Below are 9040 nucleotides of genomic sequence, written 5' to 3' on the forward strand. Positions count from 1 at the left end.
GGGCGAGGCGGTGCCGGTTTTCATTGCAACCGCAGCGAGGCGGCCTTAGCTGATCGGCAGCAATCCGAGGAGTGTCGGCGATGGACCCGCAAATTCAACTGAGCGATTTTCTGGGACAGAACCTTGTCCTGCTGCTGCTGGCGCTGTTCATCATCGTCTGCGTCTTTGCGGGTGTGCGGATCGTGCCGCAGTCCGAGAAATACGTCGTCGAACGGCTGGGGCGCCTGCGCACGGTGCTGGGGCCGGGCATCAACTTTATCGTGCCGTTTCTGGACAAGGTGCGGCACAAGGTCAGTATTCTGGAGCGGCAGTTGCCGACCATGAAGCAGGACGCGATCACCACCGACAACGTGCTGGTGCAGGTCGAGACGAGCGTATTTTATCGCATCATCGAGCCGGAGAAGACGGTTTACCGCATCCGCGACGTGGATGGTGCGATCTCGACCACCGTGGCGGGGATCGTGCGGTCCGAGGTGGGGCGCATGGAGCTGGATCAGGTGCAGTCGAACCGGTCGAGCGTGATCGCCGCGGTGCGCGATCAGCTGGCCGAGCAGGTCGATGACTGGGGGATTGAGGTGACGCGGGCCGAGATTCTGGATGTGAACCTTGATGCGGCGACGCGGGCGGCGATGCTGCAGCAGCTGAACGCCGAACGCGCGCGGCGCGCACAGGTGACCGAGGCCGAGGGCCGCAAGCGGTCGGTCGAGTTGCAGGCGGATGCGGATCTGTATTCCGCCGAGCAGGAGGCCAAGGCGCGGCGCGTGCTGGCCGATGCGGAAGCCTATGCCACGCAGGTCGTGGCGGTCGCGATTGCGGAAAACGGTCTGGAGGCGGCGCAGTATCAGGTGGCGCTGAAGCAGGTCGAGGCGATTTCCAAGATTGCGCAGGGCGCGGGGCAACAGACCGTGATCCTGCCGGCGGACGCCGTCGAGGCCTTTGGCAATGCGTTCCGCATGTTGCGGGGCAAGCCGTGATGCTGGCTTCGGTCTGGTGGGTCTGGCTGTCGGCGGCGCTGGCGCTGGCCACGCTGGAGGTGATCGTGCCCGGCTATATCTTTCTGGGATTCGCCGTGGGCGCGGCGGTTCTGGCGCTGATCCTGCTGATCGTGCCGATCGGGTCGCTGCCGCTGATCCTCGTGATCTTTGCCGCGCTGTCGCTGGTGGCCTATCTGGCGATGCGCCGGGTCTTCGGGTTGCCGGGCGAAAAGCCGAAGGTCTGGGATCGCGATATCAATGACTGAGCGGACGGAATTGGGCGGTATGCGCCTGATCCTGTTGTGCCTTGCGCCGATACTGGCGCTGTACCTCGTCTTCGTTGCGACGACACCGCTGCGCGAACAGGCGTCTGCTCTTTCAAATAAAATCGCGATCGAAATCATGACGGGCGACGCGTCAGGGCCGTCTGTTTTCCAAGACGGTACATTAAAGGCGTTCGCTAGAGTAAATGGTTGGCTGGAGAAGATATGGTTGATCCTGACGTTCGCGCTTGCTGCGGGTCTAGGCGCATGTCTTTCGCCGCACCTTTCGCCGCGATCCGTCGCCAATGGCCTGACGGCGGTCGGCATCGGGCTGATGCTGGGCTTGGAGAACATGCAAAGAATGTCTCTTTATGACGCGTCTGACTGGGTCCTGATGGCCGTTTGCCTTTCGGTCGCGGTGGCAGGCTACGGTGGCCGTCGCTGGTGGCACGGGCTACGTCGGACATAAAAATGGCCCGGTGAACGAGGGGAACACCGGGCCAGTCGGAAGGTCGCGCCATGTGGCAATCAACAAGGGACAGAGGCAGAGATTGCGGCAACAGGCCTTCGGGAACTGAAACTCAGATGGAGGACAGCAGCGACGCGCCGCTGTCGGACATGCGCAGGGCATGGCGGGCGAGACCGCTGCGCACACGCTCCATATCCATGGTGAGGGGACCGGCCACCATGCAGGGATAGCGGAAGGTGCGGCCGGACCGCTGGATGTCGACGCGGGCCTCGAAGGCACCGGCGGTGGCGTTGTAGCGAACGTCGCCAAGGTTGATCTGTGTCATTCTGGTCGCTCCTCAATCATCTGCGGTCTGAGCCGCGTTATGCTGTATTGAGTGATAAACGGCACCAGTGGCGATTTAGTTCCGAGTCAAGCGAACTTTCTGGTTTACATGCCGCGATTGTGAGCGATCGACGCAATCTGGTCCCGAATCGACAGGGCTGCGGCCCGGGGGTCGTCCGCCTGCCAGATGGGGCGGCCGACGACGAGGTGATCGGCCCCGTCAAAGAGCGCCTGTGCCGGGGTTGCGACGCGTTTTTGATCGCCCAGGGCGGCGCCGTCGGGGCGCACGCCGGGGGTCACGATCAGGCGGCCGTTTGATTCGGGCAGGGCGCGGATCGCTGCGGCCTCTTGCGGAGAGGCGATGACGCCGTCGGCGCCAGCCTCGAAGGCGCGGGCGGCGCGTTCGGCCACGAGGTCGGGGATGGCGCCGTCGCGCATCAGGGACGCGTCGAGGTCGGCGCGGTCCAGCGAGGTCAGGATCGTGACGGCCAGGATCTTCATGTCCGATCCGGCGGCGCCTTGCTTGGCGGCGCGCACGACATGGGGGTCGCCGTGGACCGTCAGGAAGTCGATGTCGAACTGGGTGAAGCCGCGCACCGCCGCCTCGACCGTGGCGCCGATGTCGAAGAGCTTCATGTCGAGGAAGATGCGCTTGCCGTGGTCATGCTTGAGCTCGTTCGCCAGGGCCAGCCCGCCGCCGGTCAGCATGCCGAGGCCGATCTTGTAGAAGGAGACGCTGTCGCCGAGGCGCGTGGCGAGGTCGAGGCCCGCGATCACGTTGGGCACGTCGAGGGCGACGATCAGGCGGTCATCTGCGGGGGCCATGGGCTTTCCTTTCGCGGTTTGGACGGGTCTAGTCCGAAGCGGATGCGGTGGCAATCGGAGGTGGGGATGCGCAGCAGTCTGGAGGTTTACGACATGGCGCGGGGCGAGTCGCGCGTGGTGTGGCAGACGGCGGATCTGATCGAGGCGCCGAACTGGCATCCGGAGGGGTGGCTGCTGGTGAACCGGGCGGGGCGGTTGTGCCGGGTGCCGCTGGACGGTGGGCCGGTGGTGGAGATCGACACCGGCTTTGCCGATGCCTGCAACAACGATCACGGATTCAGCGTTGACGGATCGTTCATCTATCTGTCGCACCATGTTGCGGGGTTGGCGACGTTGTACCGGTTGCCGGTGGCGGGCGGCGTGCCGGAACAGGTGGTGCCGGATGTGCCGTCCTATTGGCACGGCGTCGCGGCAGATGGCGAGATTGCGTATTGCGCGCGGCGTGGCGGGCGGTACGAGATTTGCGTGATGCAGGACAAGGAGGTGCAATTGACCGGTGTGACCGGTGAAGAGGGCCACAACGACGGGCCGGACTACAGTGCCGATGGGGCGTGGATCTGGTTCAATTCGGACCGGAGCGGGCAGGCGCAGATCTGGCGGATGCGACGGGACGGGTCGGACGTGCAGCGGATGGTGACGTCGGACACGGTGGACTGGTTTCCGCATCCCAGCCCGGACGGGGCGCATGTGCTGTACCTGAGCTATCCGCAGGGGACGCTGTATCACCCGCGCGATCTGGATGTGGCGTTGCGGATCCTGCCGCAGGACGGGGGTGAAAGCCGGGAGGTTCTGAGGCTGTTCGGAGGGCAGGGGACGGTCAATGTGCCGTGCTGGGCGCCGGATGGCAGCGCCTTTGCCTATGTGCGCTATGCCGCGACGGATTGACCAAGGCGGTCCTTGGACCTAGGTCATTTGCAAAGGGTGCGCCCTGATCGTGATGACAAGGAGTTTCGTGGTGGCAGAGAAGACAGGCGGTTTCGCCTCTAACCCGTTTTTCATGATGGTGGGACTGGGCGCCGGTGTGGCCGCCGTGATTGCGCTGGCGATCGCCGTGACGCTGCCTTCGACCGGAGAGGCCGTTGGGCCCGGGCCGGTGGCCGAGGAAGTGTCCGCGGATACGCTGACCGAGGGTGCGGCAGAGGCGGAGGCGAATGCGGCCGCGGAACCTGCAGCCGAGGCCGAGGCACAGACCGACCCGGAAGCCGAGATGACGCCGGTGGAAGAACCCGCGCTGGAGGAGCCGGCCGCGACTGACGCGGCTGCGACGGATGCGGCGCCTGCTACTGAGGGCGATGCGGCTGCGACGGATGCTGCACCTGCTGAGGGCGACGCGGCGGCGACGGAGACGGCGCCGCTCGATTCCTCTGCGGCGACGCAGGAGGCCACCGATGGTGATGCTGTGGGTGATGCGGCGCCGGCACCGGATGCGGCGGTTGTCGAGCAGTCCGGCAATGCCGTGACGCCCGCCGAGACCAACAGCACCGTGACGCCGACCGGCGAGCGTGCCGATCCGGCGCCGGCGCCGGAGTCGTCGACCGATGCGGCAACGGCGGCGCCTGCGGCGGACGGGGCGATCGATCCCGATGCCAGCACGACGACGGACAGCGGGCTGGTGATCGACCAGACCGTTGATCCCGACAACGGTGCGAAATCCGGACCCGATCCGGATGGCGGTGCGGCGCCGGTGTTCCCGACGCCGTCCGGCCCCGCGGGTGCCGATGGCAACTCTCTGACCACGAACTGAGCCAGTTTCATGGCGACAAAAGGCGCGTCCCGGCGGGGCGCGCCTTTTGCATGTCCGCTGCCGATTTCGAGGTGTGGGATACTTGCAACAGGGGGGTGGCGCTCCCATCTTTTTCATAGGGCCCGAGCCGGGGCGTGCCGCGACGCGGGCGCAGCCATTCTTCGGGTGCTTTGCAGGAGAGAGACGACATGAACCTTGAAAAATTCACGGAACGGTCGCGCGGCTTTATCCAGGCTGCACAGACCATCGCGATGCGCGAAAATCACCAGCGGCTGCTGCCGGAACACCTGTTGAAGGCGCTGATGGATGACAGCGAAGGGCTGGCCGCGAACCTGATCGCGCACGGTGGCGGCGACGCCAAGCTGGTGCGCGAGACGGTCGATGCGGCCGTGGCGCGGATTGCCAAGGTCACCGGCGACGCCGGGCAGACCTATATGGACAACACGACGGCCAAGGTGCTGGACGAGGCCGAGAAGATGGCCACGAAAGCGGGCGACAGCTTTGTCCCGGTGGAGCGGATCCTGACTGCGCTGGCGATCGTGAAGTCCAAGGCGAAGGATGCGCTGGACGCTGGCAAGGTGACGCCGATGGCGCTGAATGCCGCGATCAATGACGTGCGCAAGGGGCGGACGGCGGATTCGGCCAGTGCCGAGGACGGCTATGACGCGCTGAACAAATACGCCCGCGACCTGACCGAGGCCGCGCGGCAAGGCAAGATCGACCCGATCATCGGGCGCGACGAGGAAATCCGCCGATCCATGCAGGTGCTGAGCCGCCGGACCAAGAACAATCCGGTCCTGATCGGTGAACCCGGCGTCGGTAAAACCGCGATTGCGGAAGGCCTCGCGCTGCGCATCGTGAACGGTGACGTGCCGGAGTCCTTGCGCAACAAGCGTCTGATGGCGCTGGATATGGGTGCCCTGATTGCCGGTGCGAAGTATCGCGGCGAATTCGAGGAGCGGCTGAAGTCGATCCTGAAGGAGATCGAGGCTGCAGCGGGCGAAGTCATCCTGTTCATCGACGAGATGCACACGCTGGTCGGTGCGGGCAAGGCGGATGGCGCGATGGACGCGGCCAACCTGATCAAGCCTGCCTTGGCGCGGGGCGAGTTGCACTGTGTCGGTGCCACGACCTTGGACGAATACCGCAAGTATGTGGAAAAGGACGCGGCGCTGGCGCGGCGGTTCCAGCCGATCATGGTGGAAGAACCGACCGTGGTGGACACGATCAGCATCCTGCGCGGCATCAAGGAAAAGTACGAGCTGCACCATGGCGTGCGGATTTCGGATTCTGCCCTGGTGGCGGCGGCGACGCTGTCGCACCGCTATATCACCGACCGGTTCCTGCCGGACAAGGCAATCGACCTGATGGACGAGGCCGCCAGCCGTCTGCGGATGGAAGTGGACAGCAAGCCGGAAGCGCTGGATGCGCTGGACCGCGACATCATGCAAAAGCAGATCGAGCAGGAAGCGCTGCGCAAGGAGGATGACCAAGCCTCCAAGGATCGGTTGGCGAAGCTGGAAGAGGATCTGGCCAACCTGCAGGAACGGGCCGACGAGATGACGGCCCAGTGGCAGGCGGAGCGCGACAAGCTGGAAAGCGGTCGCGAGCTGAAGGAAAAGCTGGACCGCGCGCGGGCCGAGCTGGAGATCGCGAAGCGGGAAGGCAATCTGGCGAAGGCCGGAGAGTTGTCCTATGGCGTGATCCCGGGGCTGGAGCGGCAGCTGGCCGAGGCGGACGAAGGCGACCTGATGGTCGAGGAAGCCGTGCGGCCGGAGCAGATCGCCGAAGTGGTCGAGCGCTGGACCGGGATCCCGATGTCCAAGATGCTGGAAGGCGAGCGCGACAAGCTGCTGCGGATGGAGGATGAGCTTGGCAAGCGGGTCATCGGCCAGAAGCAGGCGGTGCGGGCTGTGGCCAATGCGGTGCGGCGGGCGCGGGCCGGTCTGAACGACGAGGGGCGGCCTTTGGGCAGTTTCCTGTTCCTCGGGCCAACCGGCGTGGGCAAGACAGAGCTGACGAAGGCACTGGCGTCGTATCTCTTCGACGACGACTCGGCGATGGTGCGGATCGACATGAGCGAGTTCATGGAGAAGCATGCCGTGTCGCGTCTGATCGGCGCGCCTCCGGGCTATGTCGGGTATGACGAGGGCGGCGTGCTGACCGAGGCCGTGCGGCGCAGACCCTATCAGGTCGTGCTGTTCGACGAGGTCGAGAAGGCGCACCCGGATGTCTTCAATGTGCTGTTGCAGGTGCTGGACGACGGCATGCTGACGGACGGGCAGGGGCGGACGGTTGATTTCAAGCAGACGCTGATCATCCTGACGTCGAACCTTGGCGCGCAGGCGCTGAGCCTGATGCCGGACGGGGCCGACCCTGCGCAGGCCAAGCGCGACGTGATGGACGCGGTGCGGGCGCACTTCCGCCCCGAGTTCCTGAACCGTCTGGACGAGACGATCATCTTTGACCGTCTGGCCCGCAGCGACATGGCGGGGATCGTTACGATCCAGATGAAGCGGCTGGAACAGCGGCTGGCGGGGCGGAACATCCACCTTGATCTGGATCAGGGCGCGCTGAACTGGCTGGCTGACGAAGGCTATGACCCGGTGTTCGGGGCGCGGCCGCTGAAGCGGGTGATCCAGCGGGCGTTGCAGGATCAGCTGGCCGAGATGATCCTCGCGGGCGATGTGCGCGACGGGGATACCGTCCCGGTCAGTGCGGGCGTCGACGGGCTGATCGTCGGTGACCGTATCTCTGGCACCGGGCGGCCCAGACCGCAGGACGTCGTGGTGCATTGAGGCGTGAGGGCGGGGGAAACCCCGCCCTTTTTCTTTGGCGTGAAAAAGCGATGGGCTGACGCACATCAATGTACCGCGCCGGGCGATGTGCCATCGTCCGGGTATGACGCCGAAACTCTGGACCACCTTGCAGACCTATGACCGCCACCAGTTCGCCCGCGATGCCATCGCGGGCGTGACGGTGGCGATGGTCGCCCTGCCGCTGAGCATCGCGATCGCCGTCGCCTCTGGCGCGCCACCGTCGACGGGGCTGATCACGGCGATCGTCGGTGGGTTCCTGATATCCTTGCTGGGCGGCAGCCGGGTGCAGATCGGCGGGCCGACGGGGGCGTTCATCGTTGTCGTCTTTGGCGTGATCGCACAGCACGGCTATGACGGGCTGGTGATTGCGACGCTGATGGCGGGGGCGATCATGGTTGCGGCGGGGTTAGTGCGCGCCGGCAGCCTTGTGGCCTATGTGCCAGAGCCGGTGGTCAACGGGTTCACCATCGGCATCGCGATCATCATCGGGACAAGCCAGTTGAAGGACCTGTTCGGCCTGACCACGGGGCCTGTCCCGGCGGAGTTCGTCGGCAAGCTGGAGGCGCTGTGGGCCGCGCGGGCGAGTTTCAACGCGGCGGCGCTGGGGATCGGGCTGGGGACGATGGTGCTGATCGTGGGTCTGCGCCGGATGGCGCCGCGGTTTCCGGGCCTGATCGTGGCGGTGGGGCTGGGGTCGGCGGTCGTGGCGCTGGGCGGTTTGTCGGTCGATACGCTTTTCGGGCGGTTCGGGGCCTTGCCGTCGACGCTGCCCTGGCCGGCGATCCCCGACATCTCCTACGCGCGCGTGGTCGAACTGCTGCCAAGCGCGCTGGTGATCGCATTCCTCGCCAGTATTGAGTCGCTGCTGTCGGCCATGGTGGCGGACCGGATGATGGGGGGGCATCACCGGCCCAACGCCGAGATTCTCGCGCAGGGGTTTGCCAACATCGGTGCGGCCCTGTTCGGCGGCCTGCCGGCGACGGGGGCCATCGCGCGGACAGCGACGAATGTGAATGCGGGCGGGCGGACTCCGGTCGCGGGGCTGGTGCATGCGGTCACGATCTTTGGCGTGATGCTGCTGGCGGCGCCGGTGGCGGGCTATCTTGCGATGCCGGCGCTGGCCGCGCTGCTGCTGATCACCGCCTGGAACATGAGTGAGCCGCACAAGTGGCGCGGCTATATGGGCGCGCGGCGGTCTGACCGGGCGCTGTTGCTGCTGACCGTGGTGCTGACCGTGTTTGCCGACCTGACCGTGGCCATCGGCGTGGGCGTGGCGCTGGGTCTGGCCCTGCGTCTGCAGCGGCGGCATGCGGAGCCCGAGGCTTGGGAGACGCCGGAGCGTTAAGAAAAAGGCCCCGGCAGATCGTTCTGCCGGGGCCGATGTCTTAGAAGGAACAGGCTTATTCGGCGGGGGGCATGATGACGGCGTCGATCACGTGGATCACGCCGTTCGAGGCGGCGATGTCCGGCGTCGTCACCGTGGCGTCGTTCACCATGACGGTGTCGCCCACCATGAAGGTCACGTCCTGACCTTCGACCGTGGTCGCGGTCATGCCGTCGGTCAGGTCGGCAGCCATGACGGCACCCGGCACGACGTGATAGGTCAGGATGGCGGCCAGCTG

At 65.8% G+C, this 9040-nt stretch carries 10 protein-coding genes (1 of these 10 only partly in view); 7 read left to right on the forward strand and 3 right to left on the reverse strand.

The genetic code is table 11. The annotated features are described in order from the left end of the window. Positions 1-80 precede the first annotated feature (80 nt). The 3 genes from GLR48_RS06105 to GLR48_RS06115 are packed head-to-tail and all read left to right on the forward strand — an operon-like array spanning position 81 to position 1706. Entirely contained in the window at positions 81-974 is an 894-nt protein-coding gene (locus GLR48_RS06105; RefSeq protein ID WP_237059667.1) for an SPFH domain-containing protein, read from the forward strand. Continuing rightward, positions 974-1240, forward strand: a complete 267-nt coding sequence (locus tag GLR48_RS06110; protein ID WP_237059672.1) for an NfeD family protein — start codon at positions 974-976, stop codon at positions 1238-1240. The genes GLR48_RS06105 and GLR48_RS06110 overlap by 1 nt, the downstream gene beginning before the upstream one ends. Before the next feature lie 19 nt (positions 1241-1259). Next, the gene (locus GLR48_RS06115) at positions 1260-1706 is read left to right on the forward strand and encodes a hypothetical protein (protein ID WP_237059673.1); all 447 of its coding nucleotides are present in this window, start codon (positions 1260-1262) and stop codon (positions 1704-1706) included. Between the two features lie 112 nt (positions 1707-1818). Here the strand turns inward: GLR48_RS06115 and GLR48_RS06120 are convergent, their stop codons facing one another. After that, positions 1819-2031 carry an orotidine 5'-phosphate decarboxylase gene (locus GLR48_RS06120; protein ID WP_237059674.1) on the reverse strand — a complete coding sequence of 71 codons (213 nt, stop codon included), beginning with the start codon at positions 2029-2031 and terminating at the stop codon, positions 1819-1821. A 104-nt stretch (positions 2032-2135) separates the two neighbouring features. Next, positions 2136-2855, reverse strand: coding sequence for an orotidine-5'-phosphate decarboxylase (gene pyrF / locus GLR48_RS06125; protein WP_237059675.1), 720 nt, complete (start codon positions 2853-2855; stop codon positions 2136-2138). A gap of 66 nt (positions 2856-2921) precedes the next feature. On the opposite strand from pyrF, the gene GLR48_RS06130 reads away from it, so the two are divergent. From GLR48_RS06130 to GLR48_RS06145, 4 genes are all read left to right on the forward strand, one after another. Further along, entirely contained in the window at positions 2922-3740 is an 819-nt protein-coding gene (locus GLR48_RS06130) for a TolB family protein (RefSeq protein ID WP_237059677.1), read from the forward strand. Between the two features lie 70 nt (positions 3741-3810). After that, entirely contained in the window at positions 3811-4599 is a 789-nt protein-coding gene (locus tag GLR48_RS06135; protein WP_237059679.1) for a hypothetical protein, read from the forward strand. Between the two features lie 188 nt (positions 4600-4787). Further along, a complete protein-coding gene (clpB, locus tag GLR48_RS06140) occupies positions 4788-7397 on the forward strand; it encodes an ATP-dependent chaperone ClpB (protein WP_237059680.1) in 2610 nt (869 codons plus the stop codon). Between the two features lie 103 nt (positions 7398-7500). After that, complete coding sequence (locus GLR48_RS06145; RefSeq protein ID WP_237059681.1) at positions 7501-8763, forward strand: SulP family inorganic anion transporter; 1263 nt, start codon at positions 7501-7503, stop codon at positions 8761-8763. Positions 8764-8818: 55 nt separating this feature from the next. Here GLR48_RS06145 and GLR48_RS06150 read toward each other — a convergent pair whose 3' ends face one another. Then, positions 8819-9040, reverse strand: partial view of a fasciclin domain-containing protein gene (locus GLR48_RS06150; protein ID WP_237059684.1) — the 3' portion only. The gene runs 270 nt beyond the window's last position; 222 of the gene's 492 nt are visible here — the last part of the coding sequence; its start codon lies beyond the right edge, outside the window — the gene reads right to left on this strand; its stop codon occupies positions 8819-8821.

Source organism: Loktanella sp. M215 (genome assembly GCF_021735925.1).
In the GTDB taxonomy this organism is placed as follows: Bacteria; Pseudomonadota; Alphaproteobacteria; order Rhodobacterales; family Rhodobacteraceae; genus Loktanella.